We start from the raw sequence: 16,440 nt of genomic DNA on the forward strand, positions 1-16,440 counted from the left end.
GTGTTTTTAATCGCAGTTTTAAATAAATACGAAATATAGTATATTAATTTCTCTTAAGGATATAAAAAAACCTTCTAAAGTATATTTAAGAAGGTTTACTATTATAATATATGCGAGCCTAAAAATGTAGTGAACTGACTATCGGCGTAATAAAATTTTTTTACAAAAAAAGTTAATCTGTCACTCGTCCTTGTGAAACGCTTTTTTATTAAAAACGATCAAGATACCAACTCCGGTTGAAATTGCCATATCAGCAACATTAAAAATAGCGTTGAAAAAAGTGAAGTCTTTTCCACCCCAAATAGGTAACCAACTTGGTAAAATTCCACTCCAAAAGGGAAAGTAAAACATGTCCACGACTTTACCGTGAAACAGAGTCCCGTACGGTTGATCAGCGAATAAAGTAGCTACTTCATAATGACTATCGTTAAAAATAATTCCGTAGAAAACAGAATCAATAATATTTCCAAAAGCTCCAGCAAGAATTAACGAAATTGCGACAATTAAATAATTAGAACTATCTTTTCTTTCGACAGAATCCCATAACCAGTAGCCAATGCCACCTACAGCTACTAACCTAAAAAGAGTCAAAAATAATTTCCCATACTCACCAGGAATTTCTGTTCCCCATGCCATTCCTTCATTTTCAATGAATAAAATTTTAAACCACCTGAATACCTCAACTTCCTGTCCTAATACGAAATTGGTTTTAATGTATATTTTAGAAACTTGATCAACAAGTAAAAGGATAAAAATTAAGAGATAGGCTTTTCGTAAAGACATTTTGTAAAATTTGATGGCAAAAATAAGTAAAAACTAAATTCCAAATCCCAAACACCAATAATTTTTGGGTTATTATTGGGATTTGGAATTTAAATTATAAAACTAAAATAGAATTATCGCTGCAAATTTTTTGCTTCAATACTCATAGTTGCATGAGGAACAATTCGCAATCTATCTTTACCTATCAATTTACCGGTCACTTTACACACTCCGTACGTTTTATTTTCAACACGGAAAAGTGCATTTTTCAAATCACGAATAAACTTTTCTTGACGAATCGCAAGTTGAGAGTTGGCTTCTTTTGACATTGTTTCGCTTCCTTCCTCAAAGGCTTTAAACGTAGGCGAAGTATCATCAGTCCCATTATTCAAATCATTCATATAAGCACTTTTAATCAAATCTAAATCCGATTGTGCTTTTTGCATTTTATTCAATATAATTTCTTTGAACTCTGCTAAATCTAGATCAGAGTATCTTGCTGTTTCGCTTGCCATTTTCGTATTATTTTGAAATTAATATCCTTGTTTTTATATCGTCAAATTCAATTTCGATCCCGCTTTCAAGCGTATCAACAAAAACTAAATCGCTCGTTAGTGTTTCTGATTTAATGTACTCCTCATTTTTAAGAATTGCCATTTCTAAAAGTCCATTTCGCTTCAGCTGAACTTTTATTTTATCAGTGACTTCAAATCCAGAATCTTTACGGATATTCTGAATTCTATTTACTAATTCTCTAGCAATTCCCTCTTGTTTCAATTCCTCAGAAATTGTAATGTCAAGCGCAACGGTTATTCCATTGGCATTTGCTACTAACCAACCTTCAATATCTTGCGATGTTATTTCGACGTCATTTTGGGTTAAAAGTACATTATTTCCTGCAATAAAAATCTCTAAAGTTCCATTCTTGTCTAACTGATTTATCTGCTCTTTTGATAGATCTTGTATCTCTTTAGAAATCAGACCCATATCTTTTCCAAAACGGGGTCCGAGTGCTTTAAAGTTAGGTTTTATTTGTTTTACTAAGATCCCAGAAGCATCATCTATAAGCACAATTTCCTTCACGTTTACTTCTGCTTTTATCAGATCAGAAACAGCCTGTATTTCAGCTCTTTGATCCTCATCAAGTACGGGAATCATTACCTTTTGTAATGGCTGGCGCACTTTGATCATTTCCTTTTTTCTAAGCGATAAAACTAGTGAGGAAATAGTCTGTGCTTTCTGCATTTTGCTTTCAAGCGATTTATCAACATAGTTTTCAACGTATTTTGGAAAATCAGCTAAATGTACACTACTAAATTCTTCTGATTGCGTTGCCAAAGTTAAGTCTCTATAAAGCTTATCCATAAAGAACGGTGCAATAGGCGCTCCAAGTTTGCTAATGGTCAATAAACAGGTATATAAAGTTTGATAAGCGGCAATTTTATCTTGTGCGTATTCTCCTTTCCAAAATCGACGACGACACAAACGCACGTACCAATTACTCAAATTTTCCTGAACGAATTCAGAAATAGCGCGTGCTGCTTTTGTAGGTTCATAATCAGCATAAAAACTATCCACTTCTTTTATTAAAGTATTCAATTCTGATATGATCCATTGATCAATTTCTGGTCTTTCAGTTAAAGGGATTTCCGCTTCTGCATATTTGAAACCATCAATATTAGCATATAAACTAAAGAAGGAATATGTATTGTATAATGTTCCAAAGAATTTTCTACGAACCTCAGCAATTCCTTCTAAATCAAACTTCAAGTTATCCCATGGATTTGCGTTTGAAATCATGTACCAGCGCGTAGCATCAGGGCCATATTCCTTTAATGTTTCGAAAGGATCAGCAGCATTACCTAGACGTTTGGACATTTTTTGTCCGTTTTTATCCAAAACTAAACCATTAGAAACTACATTTTTATAAGCTATTTTATCAAAAACTAAAGTTCCAATCGCATGAAGTGTATAAAACCAACCACGAGTTTGATCTACACCTTCAGCAATAAAATCAGCGGGAAAGTCTTTATTTTCATCAATTTTATCTTTGTTTTCAAAAGGATAATGCCATTGTGCATAAGGCATAGAACCCGAATCAAACCAAACATCTATCAAATCAGCTTCACGAATCATAGGCTTGCCAGAAGTAGAAACTAAAGTGATTTGGTCCACTACATTTTTATGTAAATCGACTAAATCATAGTTCGACTCGGCCATATTTCCAATTTCAAAACCCTTAAAAGGATTTTCTTTTTGGAAACCTGCAGCGATCGATTTTTCAATTTCGTTATATAATTCTTCAACGGATCCTATTAGAATTTCTTCTTTTTTGTCTTCGGTTCTCCATATAGGCAATGGAATACCCCAAAATCTAGAGCGCGATAAATTCCAGTCATTTGCATTTTTCAACCAATTGCCAAAACGTCCTTCTCCCGTTGCTTTTGGCTTCCAGTTGATCGTCTCGTTTAAGTCGAACATTCGATCTTTCACTTCTGAGATTTTTATAAACCAAGAGTCTAACGGATAGTATAAAATAGGCTTATCAGTTCTCCAGCAATGTGGGTAACTGTGGACATATTTCTCTACTTTGAATGCTTTGTTTTCTTCTTTTAACTGAATAGCAATTTCAACATCTACAGATCTTTCTGGAGCATCGCCATCGTTGTAATATTCGTTTTTGACGTATTTGCTAGATAAATTTCCAAGACCTTTTACAAATTTTCCTTGCAAATCCACTAATGGTACCGGAGTTCCATATTCATCTAAAACTAACATTGGTGGAATTTCTGGTATAGCTTCTTTGGCTACTTTGGCATCATCTGCACCAAAAGTGGGTGAAGTATGAACAATTCCAGTACCATCTTCAGTAGTGACAAAATCACCCGCAATCACTCGAAATGCATTTTCAGCATTTTGATACGGTAATACTAAAGGCATTAATTGTTCATAACTGATATTTACTAAATCAGCACCTTTACATTCTGCTAAAACTTGATATGGAATTTTTTTATCACCTTCTTTAAAATTTTCAAAATCAGCAGGTTCGTTACTTTCGAAAAAACCTTTACCAAATTGTTTTCCAACTAAGTTCTTCGCTAAAATTACTGTGGAAGGGCGGAACGTATATTGATTGAATGTTTTAACTAGAGCATATTCTATTTTTGGACCTACAGTTAATGCTGTATTACTTGGTAATGTCCAAGGTGTTGTAGTCCAGGCTAAGATAAAAATATCATCTAAATCTAGAACTTCTAGTTTGTAGTGCAATAGATTATTTGAACTTATGTAATCATAAAACTTAGCAAAAACTAATTCTTTATGCGAATCAATTACTTTAAATTGAGCGACAACGGTAGTGTCAGTAACGTCTCTATAACTACCTGGCTGGTTTACTTCATGCGAAGATAATCCCGTACCTGCTTTTGGAGAATACGGCTGAATCGTATAACCCTTGTACATTAAATCCTTGTTGTAGATTTGTTTTAAAATCCACCAAACCGTTTCCATATATTTGGATTTATAAGTCACATATGGATCTTCCATATCTACCCAATATCCCATTTTTTCGGTCAAATCATTCCACACATCGGTATAACGCATCACGGTTTTTTTACACGCTTCGTTATATTCTTCAATAGAAATAGTTTTTCCTATATCTTCTTTGGTAATTCCTAATTCTTTCTCCGTACCTAATTCTACCGGCAAACCATGAGTATCCCAACCTGCTTTACGCTTTACTTGAAATCCTTTTTGTGTTTTATATCTGCAAAAAATATCTTTAATTGCACGTGCCATCACGTGGTGAATTCCTGGCAAACCATTAGCTGAAGGTGGTCCTTCAAAAAATACAAATGGTTCATTCCCTTCCCGAGTTATTACACTCTTCTCAAATATGTTTTCTTTCTTCCAAAAATCAAGTACTTCTGACGCTACTGTTGGTAAGTCAAGTCCTTTGTATTCAGTAAATTTTGTGCTCATTTTATCCTTTTCTTAAATCGAAGTGCGAAAGTAATAAAATTATGTCACAAGTCGAAAGTCGTAGGTCGAAAGTTATACCTGTGAGCATAAACTAAATTGTATTTTTCGACCAATATTTTTACAATTTTGATGTAATAAAATTTTATCAAGAAAAAATCTCTTTTAAAACATCCAATGATTTGGGTTTTTTAAAACCATCCAAATGAAAACTATAATAATCAATTAGAACTTTTAAAACAATTTGTCTTTCTATAACATGAAATGTTTTTTGATTGTTATCAAATTTTAAATCAATTAGTTTTTTAAACAGACTGCTTTCATGCTCTGTTAACGAACTAATCGCATGAAAAGGAGTAAATATACCTTCATTCATTTCGAAAAAAGGTAAATCGATATCAGAGGTATCAGGATAAAAACCTAAATACTTCGTGGTTTCTAACAAGAGAATTAGATGAAAATTAGCAATGTCGTCATGATTGTCTAACCAATTTAATGCGGCTTCGAGAAAATTGAAAAGGGGCTCATTTGTTTCTTCTTCATGTATGGAGTGATGCAGCATTTCAGAAACAAACATCACAATTGTACTTTTGTAAATATCCGAATGTATGGAATGAAAAGCTGAGGCAATTTTTATCTCTTTAAAATTTTCTAAAGTTCCTTTATTTTTATGAACGGCTTCAATATCAAGTATAGTTAGTGGCTGAAAATAAGCGATTTTTTGACTTGCTTTTCTACTCGAAAAAGCATCCCGCACAAAATAGGATTTCAAGCCGTGCGAAAGAGTAAAACATTTTACAATTAAACTTTTTTCCTGAAATTTTAGAGACGACAAAACAATAGCTTTAGTTTTAACTTGCACTTGTAAGAGTTTGGATTTGAAATTTAAAATTTAGACTTTTCATCGTATTATCATGACTTTTTTTACTTTAGTCTCCGCACCATCTTGAGCCGAAATAAAAATCATATACACACCAGACACTACTTCATATTTGCCAAAAGCACTAGTATCCCATTCAATTGTTCCGCCTTGAGCAGTGGTTTCATAAACTAGATTACCTCCAATATCGGTAATTTTGACATTTGATTTGTCAAGCAGTCCCGTGATTTTAACCGTTCCTTTGTATTCCGGTCTTACGGGATTAGGATACACAACAACGTTATTTAAATCCTCTTTTGCTGCCGTTGCAGTTCCCTTAAAAGAGATCATTCCTTTAGCTGTAGCTATAAAAACTTCGCCCGTATTGCTGTTAATATCAATGTCATTTATAGTATTACTAGGTAAAGGTGAATTGTTTACCGTGAAATGGTACTTTGTTTCTTGACCATTTGGAGACACCAAAAATATTCCAGAATCAGCAGTACCTATCCATTTATTATTAGCTCCATCTACGGTTATATCAGTGATAAACTGTTCAAACAATAACTCCTGTGCTACATTATCTTCAAGAATTATGATGGAACTTGCGATCATTTGGACTTCTGATTTGTAATTTCCTACGTTTGACAAGACTCGCAATCCTTTATTAGTTCCTATCCATAATTGATTTTTATTATCAATGGCTACACTTCGAACATCAGGAGATGGTAAATTCCCTTTTTCACTTCCTTCCGTTATCACTTTCAAAACACCTCCTTTTTCATTATAACCAATTACTCCTCGTCTAGATGCTACCCATTTAGTATTATTATTATCTATTGCTAAACCACCAAAAGCCGTTAATTCCGGTAAAACTGAAGCGAGAGATATACTTTGCCATTCTCCATTTGTCTTAAGAACTTTTAACGCTTTTGCTACTAGATTATTAGTCAACCATAAGTTTCCGTCTCTATCAAAAACAGGATTATTTATCCTAATATCATTAGGATTATTAGCAACTTCAATACTTTGTAAGCCATTAAGACCGGTGTTTTGCGGTGTTAGTAATTGTGTGGGAACATCATTTTCCAATTTTAATAAACCAGAAAAAAAGGACGAAACATACACCTCGTCATTATTTCTAGGGTTGACAGCGACATTAGATAAAGATCTAGCTCCTAAAACTTTGGAAGCGGGAATATTTAGCCATGATTTATAATCTAATTTAGAAATACCATACAAAGTAGGAAAACCGCCAGGTGCTTGATATGGATTATAATTTGCTGGATAAAATCCGTATACCGCCCAAAGTGCACTTGCCGAAGCTTGAATAGAAAATACATTGTTTTTTGAAGGCCCAGAAGGTGTTATATTTTCAAAAGTTGTATTTGTATAAAGCAAAGTTGTAAGTAGCCCGTCATCCTTAGTTCCTATAAAAATAGTATCTCCTATTATAGTAGCACAGGTAAAGCTAGAATTAATTTCTAGAATTTGATTTCTATTTATTTGACGGATCATCTCCATTTTAATATTGTAAATGTAAATGCTATCGGCTGTAGTAATGATCCAGTAATTTGCAGAGATTTTACTGTCTAATGAAGGTTGAGGCAGTTGAGTAATAGTACTAAAAGAATTAAAAACTACATTAAATTTAGTAATATTTCCTGTGGAATTAATAGCGTATAAATCGCTGCCAAATGTTGTAATACTCGACCAATTACCACTAGATACAGTTAACCATTGACTAAAATCATTTAAATTTTTATTATTTACACCAGCTCTTTTAATTCCATTATTTGTGGCTGCGTAAATAAAACCATCAAAAACTGCTGTTTGATTCACAATTATTTCAACGCCATTATCTCCAATAAAATAAGTATCGCCAAATTGCATCGTTTTTAAATTAAATTGTACGATTCCAAAGTCACAAGAGACATATATAACGTCTCCAGCTTCCAAGAAATGATTTACTTTCTTGATTCCAGCGGGAAGTTGCTTGCTTATAATATCTACAACATTAAGTATGGAGCCATTAGCATCATTAATTACTATTATTAATCCATTTTCATAACCTATAATAGTTTTGTTATTATTCAAACTATGGTATATTGTAGATATCGTTTGACCTGAAAGACCATCAATAGTATTAGTTGTTTTAATTATATTAGTCTTATTATCATAAGAAAACAATGCGTTTTCAGAAGCGGCAAAAATAGTTGTCGCTGATTGTGAGATACCTTTTATTTCGGAATAAGAAAAATAACCCTGCCACACTAATTTATTTTGGGCGAAAGCCATTTGAATAAAAAGAAGCATCAAAATACACAAGCTATTATTTTTCATAATTTAAGTCAAAATTAGAATACAAATATAGAACAAACGTAATTCCAATTATTTTTTCCGCAAAAAAATGCCTTTCATCAATAAATTATTGAGGAAAGGCATTTTTAAATTATTAAATCTTAATTTATACCACACCTTGTGCAAGCATCGCATCTGCTACCTTTACAAATCCAGCAATATTTGCTCCTTTTACATAATCGACATGTCCCGTTTCATCGGCGCCATATTTCATACATGAAACATGAATGTCAGTCATAATTTCTTTTAATCTATCATCTACTTTTTCAAAAGTCCATTTCAATCGCAATGAATTCTGAGACATCTCAAGTCCCGAAGTTGTAACGCCGCCAGCATTAGAGGCTTTTCCTGGAGCATATAATATTCTAGCTTTTTGAAAAATCGAAACAGCATCGGGCGTTGATGGCATATTAGCACCTTCAGCAATGCAGATACAACCGTTTTCAATTAGTGCTTTTGCGTCTTCAACATCTAATTCATTTTGGGTTGCGCAAGGTAATGCAACATCACATACCACTCCCCACGGTCGAGCTCCTACAATATATTTCGCATTTGGATATTTAGTCACATAATCTTTTATAGTGCCTCTTAGCTCATTTTTAAGTTCCATCACATGCGCTAATTTCTCTGCATCAATGCCCTCTTCGTCATATACATAACCCAGCGAATCCGAAAGAGCTACTACTTTACCACCTAACTCATTTACTTTTTCGGTTGCATATTGCGCCACGTTTCCAGATCCAGAAATCACCACTATTTTCCCTTTAAAGTCATCGCCTTTTGTAGCTAACATACTTTGTGCAAAATATACGGTGCCATAACCAGTTGATTGCGGTCTTATTAGAGATCCTCCAAAAGAAATTCCCTTACCAGTTAATACACCCGTAAATTCGTTTTTAATTTTTTTATATTGACCAAACATATACCCTACCTCCCTAGCTCCTACACCAATATCACCGGCTGGAACATCAGTATCTGGACCTATATGCCTGCATAATTCATTCATAAAACTCTGACAGAAACGCATTACTTCAATATCAGATTTGCCTTTAGGATCAAAATTAGCTCCTCCCTTTCCTCCACCCATTGGGAGTGTTGTCAAACTATTTTTAAAGGTTTGCTCGAAAGCTAAAAATTTCAGAATACTAAGATTCACCGAAGGATGAAAGCGAATACCTCCTTTATATGGACCAATAGCAGAATTCATTTGAACACGATATCCTCTATTAACTTGCGTTCGTCCATTATCATCTATCCATGGCACCCGAAAAATAACAATGCGCTCTGCCTCGACCATTCTTTCCAAGAGCATCTTATTCTGATATTTTTTATTATTTGCAATAAAAGGAATTACAGCTTCTGCAACTTCAATAACCGCTTGCATAAATTCGGGCTCATTAGGGTTGTTTTTCGCAACCTCTTCGATAAAGTTAGTGATGCTTTGTGACATGGGTATATAAATGATTAAGATTTTGAAACTAATATTTTACATATCAAAGATAAGCTACAATTAAAATTTGAGAAAAATTATTCCTTTTTTAATTTAAGATTTCTCTATTAGTCAAATATCTTAACTTATAATTATGTAAACCTCTAATCCTGTATCAAATTTTACGAATTTCGTAATCATAAAAGTTTAATTGAGAGCAGAACTTGAAATAATTAGTACATAACACTTTTTTAGTTTTACTGGAAAGTAGCATTTATTTACCTAAATTATTTTTAAAAGACTCCATTTTACCCTTTATTACTCTTTTACATGGATCACGAGGGCTTCTAATTTTTAGAGCTTTATTAAATTAAAAAAACCTCCTGTCAAAAATTGACAGAAGGTTTTTTGAATATATATACTGAAATTTTAAACCACTCCTTGCGCAATCATTGCATCAGCAACTTTTACAAAACCTGCAATATTTGCCCCTTTTACGTAATTCACATAACCTGATTCGTCCGCACCGTAACGCTTACATTGATTGTGAATACCCACCATGATTTCTTTTAATCTTGAATCTACTTCTTCACTTGTCCAGTTTAAACGAATTGAGTTTTGTGTCATCTCTAGACCTGACGCTGCAACACCACCAGCATTTGCTGCTTTGCCCGGAGCAAAAAGTACCTTCGCATTTAAAAATTCTTTAATAGCTCCTAGAGTACTTGGCATATTAGCTGCTTCCGTAACACACAAAACGCCATTAGCAATCAACATTTTTGCGTCATCCTCTAACAATTCATTTTGAGTTGCACAAGGAATGGCAACATCTACTTTTACTTCCCACACACTTTTTCCTTTATGGAAAACAGCATTAGGATATTTTTCTAAGTAGGATTCAACTCTATTATCTCCTCTCGCTCTCATTTCAAGCATAAAGTCAATTTTATCTCCAGAAATTCCTTCTTCATCATAAATGTAACCATCAGGACCAGAAATTGTAACTAATTTTCCGCCAAGATCATTAACTTTTAGTGCCACTCCCCATGCTACGTTACCAAATCCTGAAATAGCTACTCTTTTATCTTTTATAGTGTGTCCAATAGTTTGTAGCATTTGCTCTGTAAAATAGACTACCCCATAACCTGTTGCTTCGGGACGAATTAAAGATCCTCCGTATGCTAATCCTTTACCGGTTAAAACTCCTGTAAATTCATTTTTGATTCTCTTATATTGTCCAAACAAATAACCTATTTCTCTGGCTCCAACTCCAATATCTCCTGCAGGAACGTCTAATTGCGGACCAATATGTCTGCACAACTCTGTCATAAATGATTGGCAAAAACGCATTACTTCTCCATCTGATTTTCCTTGCGGATCAAAGTCTGACCCTCCTTTTCCACCACCCATTGGCAAAGTGGTCAAACTATTTTTAAATACTTGTTCAAATGCTAGAAACTTAAGTACAGATAAATTTACGGTATGATGAAAACGAATACCACCTTTGTAAGGTCCAATAGCAGAATTCATTTGAATTCTAAATCCTCTATTCACTTGTATTTCTCCTTGATCATCTACCCATGGAACTCGAAATATTATGGAACGTTCCGGCTCACTCATTCTCAAAAGTAGATTCTTTCCGTCGTATTTTTTTTGTGTTGCAATAAATGGGATAACCGTTTCCGCAAACTCCCTTACCGCTTGAATAAATTCAGGTTCATTTGGATTTTTAGCTTCAACTTGAGCCATAAAATCATTAATTTTTAATAACATAAACTTTGTATATAATTAATTTAAGAAATCGATTTCGTAATAATGCGTAAAGATACATTATAATAAAAATATTATCATAAGTAATGCTGGTTTCTAAGCAGAATTATCTATTTATCAAGAATATATTAATTAATCTATTTTAAAGTAATTATTTTAAAGTAAACGGCTACGTTTTGTTAAACAAACAACATTTTGAGTGATTTTTTTATTATCTATATATTCCCTATTTGAGTGATGTTTTTATATATTTGCTTTGATTTGAAATTTCACCTTCTAATGATTAAAAATATTTTAGCGTGTTCGCTACTTTTAATTGGCTTCTCAAATTACTCAAATGCTCAATTTGATGGCTTTTCTCACGAGATAGGAATCATCGCTGGGCCTGTTGCCTTTCAATCTGATTATGGAGAACGATACGATTTTAAAACTAACTCTGGAAACACTGGAATAGGTATTGGTCTCGTGCATTATTTCAATTTTAGATTCAATGCGGATTATAATTATACTTCAAGAACCTATTTTAACGATCATTTTAAAGTAAGATCAGAAATCTCCTTTATTACTTCTAAACTAAACCATTTTGGTGAATATGTTGCACCCACCAAAACATCAATTGATGCGCAACAACTTCGGGCTATGTCCGGTAAAACTTCAGTAACAAATTTAGGAACTCAACTTGAATTTTTTCCGTTAAGCATTCGAGATTATTCAGCAGTTGAAGGCAGTTTTGCGCCTTTTGTTAGCCTTGGCGCACAAATTAGTTATTACAGTGCAAGTGCTTCGTCAACACTTGGTCCATTAGGAGCTACAGCCACTACTTTCCCTAAATACTTAACGCCTAGCGAAGGGCGTTCTTTTGGATTTTCTAATGAGAACAAGACAGTTTGGTCGGCAGTATCTAGTGTTGGTACTCGTTATAAGTTAAATGAATCTGCTGATTTGATGGTTGATCTAAAATTTCAATATTATTTCTCTAACTGGGTTGATGGTCTAAATCCTAATCCCGACATTTATAAAGAGAATAAAGCAAATGACTGGCTAGTATGGTTTAATTTTGGTTATATCTATTACTTATAAATCTAAAATAAAGTATATAAAAAAAACTCCAATTCTGAGCTATAGAATTGGAGTTTTTTGTACATTATAATAAATTTGTTAAGCCAGCGCTTGTTTTAAATCAGCAATTAGATCTTCAGCATCTTCAATACCTACACTCAATCGTACTAGGTCATCGGTAATTCCTATTTCTTTTCGCTTTTCCTCAGGAATTGATGCGTGTGTCATCAAGGCAGGATGATTCGCTAGTGATTCCACTCCTCCTAAAGATTCAGCAAGTGTAAAAACTTTTACTTTTTCTAAAAAGTCGATAGCATCCTCTTTTTTGCCTGAAACAAAAGTAAAAGAAACCATTCCTCCAAAACCGCTCATTTGCTTTTTCGCAATTTCATGGTATGGATGACTAGCTAATCCTGGATAATAAACTGTTTTAACTTTAGGGTGATTGTTTAAAAATTCAACTACTTTTCCGCCATTTTCACAATGTCTTTGAACGCGCAAATGCAACGTTTTTATTCCTCTCAAAATAAGAAAACTATCCATAGGTCCTAATGTAGCACCAGTTGCAAACTGCTGGAAATGCAATTGCTCGCCAAGTGCTTCGTCCTTTACAATTAACGCACCCGCTATTACATCAGAATGACCTCCAAGATATTTTGTTGCCGAGTGCATGACGATATCAGCACCTAGATCTAGTGGTTTTTGCAAATAAGGAGTTGCAAAAGTATTGTCAACCGCAAAAAGTATTTTTTTATCTTTAGTAATTTTAGCAATTTCTTGAATATCCGCCAATTTCATCAAAGGATTTGTTGGTGTTTCAACCCAAACTAATTTAGTATTTTCATTGATCAATGATTTGAATTTTTCTAAATCATTCATATCAACAAAATGAAACTTTATGCCTGAATCTTTGTAAATGCGTGTGAACATTCTATAAGTTCCACCATATAAATCGTCCATAGCTATGATTTCATCACCTGCTTTAAACGAACGCAAAATACAATCAGTTGCTGCTAATCCCGATGAAAAAGCTAATCCTCGCGTTCCATTTTCAATACTTGCTAATGCGTTTTCAAGAGCAGTCCGAGTTGGATTTGCAGCTCTACTGTATTCGTAATCTGGGTTTAGTGGCTGTCCAGGACTTGTTTGTATAAATGTTGATGTTTGGTAAACTGGAGGCATAACTGCTCCTGTGCTTGGGTCGTGATGTTGCCCACCGTGAATAACTTTAGTATTAAATTTCATATTGTATAATTTAAATTTTAAGCGATAATTATGTTTCTGCCTTTTAATTTTAAATGGTCGCCCAAAATAAATTTGGTACGATTTCCAAATTTTACTTTCAAAGTAAAATTTTTTTACAAATTTACCTTTTAATTTTGGCTAAGCAAGAAACAACCAATTACCTTTGTTTTTAATTAACATTTTTGAGATGAAATACTTTATAGTTTATTCGTTGATTCTTCTTTCGATGGCGCAATGTTCTAATGAATTGGTTTTTGAAGAGCAATCATTTCAAAGAAAAACGGCTCTTCCATGTGCTGCAAATTGTCCTGAGATTAAAGTAAAAATTCCAGTTGCAAATGGAGTTACTATTGTAGCAGATAGTATTAATAAAAAAGTGTTTTCCGTTTTAAAACAAATTATTTATTTTGGCGAAAAGCCATATACTTCAAAAGATTACAATGGTTTACTAAAATCATTTATCGATTCGTACGAGCAACTACAAAAAGAATTCCCTAAGGACAAATTTGGTTGGGAAGGTGACATTAAAGGAAGTGTGACCTACCAATCAGAAAATATTTTAAATATACAGATTGATCATTACACCTATACTGGTGGCGCTCATGGTTATCATGGTTTACGTTCTTTACTTTTTAATACTGAAACTGGAAAATCGATCTCTGTCAATCAATTATTTAAAGATAGAGATCTCTTTAAGGCTTTCGCCGAAAAAAAATTCAGAGAGAAATATAAAATCCCTGCTAATAAAGAGATTAATTCAAGCGGTTTAATGTTTGAAAATGAAAAATTTCAACTGCCACAAAATATTTTCTTCACCGATAGTGGTATACTTCTTTACTACAATAGTTATGAGATAGCCTCGTATGCTGATGGCGCTAGAGAAATGCTATTGCCTTATAATGAAGTCAACGATTTTTTGAAAGTAAAATAGTTTTATGTGAGTTTCAAATAGCTTTTTAAAAACTGTTTAAACTAGCAAAACATCTTATCAATTCTATTTCATAGCCGCGACAGTAGTGAAAATCCTCTTGATCAAAATCCAATTTTTTCTTGTCCTAAAAGAGCGACCAACGGAAGCTCCTTTTATGACTTAGAAAAAAAGGATGTTGGTCTAGAGATTGAAACAAATGGCGGGAAACAGCTGTTAAATAAACTTACGAATGCTCATCATGATCCCAATGTGAAGTCCTTCATGGAAATAATTAAAGTCCATCGCCTCATAGACAGTTTTTATTACAAATCCAGTTGACGTAGGGTATTCCTGAAAATCATTGAACGTTTTAGCAATGAAATCAGCTTCAGTTTTGTCAATTGTTTCTACCAGTAACCGCTGCATTTCATTTAACTCATCCTGCTGCACAATATGCTCTGGTTTAGTTCCTTTTTTATATTTTTCTACCATTTCGTTAGAAATCATCATTGGTAAACCGGATAGATTGTAGGTTAACATTTGCTGAACAACTATTATATGACCAATGTTCCAAATGATGTTGTTATTAAATCCTTCCGGTATTTTATTTAACTGATCTAATGTGTAATTTTGCAGTATTTGGGATATAATTTTTCTACTTGTTCTGGTAATGTCAAATGTTGAATTCATTTTTATGATTTTTAAATTTTTAATAAAAATAATCATTTTCAGTGTTAAATGAATTTTCTTTGTGCTAAAAAAAAGTATAAAAATGGATAAAATATATTACCTAGCTTCCTGCGATACCTGTCGAAAAATAATTAAATCATTACCAAAAGATCACAACTTATTCTTTCGCGATATTAAGCAAGACCCTATAACCGTTGAAGAATTAGAGCAAATGGTTGAATTATCAGGAAGTTACGAAGCTCTTTTTAGTAAAAAAGCACAATTGTATAAATCATTGGATTTAAAAAACAAAGCTTTAACTGAAGCGGATTACAAAAAATATATTTTAGAGCACTACACCTTTTTGAGTCGCCCAGTTTTTATCATCAAAAATAAAATCTACATTGGTAATACCCAACAAAATATGCATCAAGTAATGCTCGCTTTTGCTAATGTCTAAACGTAATATTGCATTATTTGGAGCCACATTTGTCTCCATCATTTACGGAGTCACTTTTACAATTGCTAAAGATGTCATGCCAATATACATTGATGCCTACGGATTTATATTTTTACGTGTAGGCGGGTCCGTAATTTTATTTTGGTTAGCTTGGCTTTTTATGCCAAAAGAAAAAATTGCTTTTGCTGATTTTCCTAGAATTATAGCCGCAGCTTTTTTTGGCGTTGCTTTCAACATGCTTACTTTTTTTAAGGGTTTGAGTTTGACTTCGCCTATTTCAGCGGCTGTAATTATGGTTACAACGCCTATGATAGTGCTAACATTATCGGCAATAATCATGAAAGAGCGTATGAAAAGCCGAATGGTTTTTGGGATTATGTTGGGTTTAATAGGCACTGGTTTCCTTATCCTTTATGGTAAATCAATAGGTAGCGCAACTGATGCTGGCCTGGGCAATTTTCTCGTTTTACTAAATGCCGTTTCTTACGGATTTTATTTGATCACGGTTAAGAAGTTAATGGATAAATACAATGCTTTTACATTTGTGAAATGGATTTATTTGTTTGGTTTTTTTATGGTTTTACCTTTTGGCTGGAGCCAATTCCAAGCTGTAAATTGGGAGATAATTCCTGTTGCAATTAGCTGGAAAATAGCTTTTGTAGTAGTGTTTTCTACTTTTTTGACCTATTTGCTAAATTTACTTTCTATGAGAGAATTGAAACCTACTACCGTTGCTGTTTTTATTTATTTACAACCTGTGTTTGCAACTATATTCGCTATTAGTCTAGGAAAAGACAACTTGAGTTTTGTTAAAATTGGTTCTGCTATTTTAATCTTTGGTGGTGTTTATTTAGTATCCTCACCCAGCCCTTCCAAAAGTGAGAACTAGATCTATATTGCAATTCCCCTTTGGAAGGCTAGGGGGCTTTTTTTTACTA

At 33.4% G+C, this 16,440-nt stretch carries 13 protein-coding genes; 4 read left to right on the plus strand and 9 right to left on the minus strand.

Going from position 1 to position 16,440, the window contains the following annotated elements; genetic code table 11:
* Positions 1-180: 180 nt before the first annotated feature.
* The 7 genes from BUA99_RS05240 to gdhA (BUA99_RS05270) all read right to left on the minus strand — a co-directional run bounded on the left by BUA99_RS05240 (position 181) and on the right by gdhA (BUA99_RS05270) (position 11,162).
* Positions 181-783, minus strand: a complete 603-nt coding sequence (locus BUA99_RS05240; RefSeq protein ID WP_072989184.1) for a lipoprotein signal peptidase — start codon at positions 781-783, stop codon at positions 181-183.
* Positions 784-896: 113 nt separating this feature from the next.
* Positions 897-1,277 carry a TraR/DksA family transcriptional regulator gene (locus BUA99_RS05245; protein WP_072989186.1) on the minus strand — a complete coding sequence of 127 codons (381 nt, stop codon included), beginning with the start codon at positions 1,275-1,277 and terminating at the stop codon, positions 897-899.
* Positions 1,278-1,284: 7 nt separating this feature from the next.
* A complete protein-coding gene (gene ileS / locus BUA99_RS05250; protein WP_072989189.1) occupies positions 1,285-4,743 on the minus strand; it encodes an isoleucine--tRNA ligase in 3,459 nt (1,152 codons plus the stop codon).
* A gap of 145 nt (positions 4,744-4,888) precedes the next feature.
* Positions 4,889-5,602: a DNA repair protein RecO gene (gene recO / locus BUA99_RS05255; RefSeq protein ID WP_072989192.1), complete on the minus strand. Its 714-nt coding sequence runs from the start codon at positions 5,600-5,602 to the stop codon at positions 4,889-4,891.
* A 39-nt stretch (positions 5,603-5,641) separates the two neighbouring features.
* Complete coding sequence (gene porZ / locus BUA99_RS05260; RefSeq protein WP_072989194.1) at positions 5,642-7,942, minus strand: type IX secretion system anionic LPS delivery protein PorZ; 2,301 nt, start codon at positions 7,940-7,942, stop codon at positions 5,642-5,644.
* A gap of 124 nt (positions 7,943-8,066) precedes the next feature.
* Complete coding sequence (gene gdhA / locus BUA99_RS05265) at positions 8,067-9,410, minus strand: NADP-specific glutamate dehydrogenase (protein ID WP_072989196.1); 1,344 nt, start codon at positions 9,408-9,410, stop codon at positions 8,067-8,069.
* Between the two features lie 408 nt (positions 9,411-9,818).
* Positions 9,819-11,162 (minus strand): NADP-specific glutamate dehydrogenase, encoded by a 1,344-nt coding sequence (gene gdhA, locus BUA99_RS05270; RefSeq protein WP_072989199.1) that lies wholly within the window; start codon positions 11,160-11,162, stop codon positions 9,819-9,821.
* Between the two features lie 276 nt (positions 11,163-11,438).
* Here gdhA (BUA99_RS05270) and BUA99_RS05275 point away from each other — a divergent pair, with 276 nt between their 5' ends.
* Entirely contained in the window at positions 11,439-12,239 is an 801-nt protein-coding gene (locus BUA99_RS05275; RefSeq protein WP_072989202.1) for a THC0290_0291 family protein, read from the plus strand.
* Between the two features lie 78 nt (positions 12,240-12,317).
* Here BUA99_RS05275 and BUA99_RS05280 read toward each other — a convergent pair whose 3' ends face one another.
* Positions 12,318-13,463: a cystathionine gamma-synthase gene (locus BUA99_RS05280; RefSeq protein ID WP_072989205.1), complete on the minus strand. Its 1,146-nt coding sequence runs from the start codon at positions 13,461-13,463 to the stop codon at positions 12,318-12,320.
* 187 nt (positions 13,464-13,650) lie between these two features.
* On the opposite strand from BUA99_RS05280, the gene BUA99_RS05285 reads away from it, so the two are divergent.
* Positions 13,651-14,394, plus strand: a complete 744-nt coding sequence (locus tag BUA99_RS05285) for a DUF3298 and DUF4163 domain-containing protein (RefSeq protein WP_072989207.1) — start codon at positions 13,651-13,653, stop codon at positions 14,392-14,394.
* 213 nt (positions 14,395-14,607) lie between these two features.
* Here BUA99_RS05285 and BUA99_RS05290 read toward each other — a convergent pair whose 3' ends face one another.
* Positions 14,608-15,063 carry a DinB family protein gene (locus BUA99_RS05290; protein WP_072989733.1) on the minus strand — a complete coding sequence of 152 codons (456 nt, stop codon included), beginning with the start codon at positions 15,061-15,063 and terminating at the stop codon, positions 14,608-14,610.
* Between the two features lie 82 nt (positions 15,064-15,145).
* Between BUA99_RS05290 and BUA99_RS05295 the strand changes: the two genes are divergently transcribed.
* Both BUA99_RS05295 and BUA99_RS05300 read left to right on the plus strand, forming a co-directional pair.
* Positions 15,146-15,502, plus strand: coding sequence for an arsenate reductase family protein (locus BUA99_RS05295; protein ID WP_072989209.1), 357 nt, complete (start codon positions 15,146-15,148; stop codon positions 15,500-15,502).
* Positions 15,495-16,391: a DMT family transporter gene (locus BUA99_RS05300; RefSeq protein WP_072989211.1), complete on the plus strand. Its 897-nt coding sequence runs from the start codon at positions 15,495-15,497 to the stop codon at positions 16,389-16,391. The genes BUA99_RS05295 and BUA99_RS05300 overlap by 8 nt, the downstream gene beginning before the upstream one ends.
* Positions 16,392-16,440 lie beyond the last annotated feature (49 nt).

Origin of the sequence: Flavobacterium segetis (genome assembly GCF_900129575.1) — a bacterium.
In the GTDB taxonomy this organism is placed as follows: Bacteria; Bacteroidota; Bacteroidia; order Flavobacteriales; family Flavobacteriaceae; genus Flavobacterium; species Flavobacterium segetis.